Raw genomic sequence first — 243 nt, 5'->3', positions numbered from 1 at the left:
AAGTGCCTCTTCCAACCCCTCGTCACTCAAATTATGCCATGCTTGTAATAACAGTCCCTTGAATAATTTAATAGGGTCATATCCTTGTGGCCCATATCCAGACCTCCCTAAATCTCCCATCTTTGACCCCACTCTCTTCCAATTAATCACTCCTGCTATTCGCACTAACTTACTCTTCTCTATACGTTCTTCTGCTTCTCTTACTAAAAATGACATTTTGCCTCCTCTTTCGTATGTACTTAT

Annotated in this window: 1 protein-coding gene; it reads right to left on the bottom strand. The window is 40.7% G+C overall.

Annotation, left to right across the window (positions count from 1 at the left end; genetic code table 11):
- A partial coding sequence (locus tag L8D11_RS05680) for a transposase (RefSeq protein ID WP_236870537.1) occupies positions 1-216 on the bottom strand: 216 nt, incomplete at its 3' end.
- Positions 217-243 lie beyond the last annotated feature (27 nt).

Source organism: Candidatus Bandiella numerosa, from assembly GCF_021811875.1.
Lineage (GTDB): Bacteria > Pseudomonadota > Alphaproteobacteria > Rickettsiales > Midichloriaceae > Aquirickettsia > Aquirickettsia numerosa_A.
Note: the sequence above shows the minus strand (reverse complement) of the source record. Positions and strands in the feature narration are given on the sequence as shown.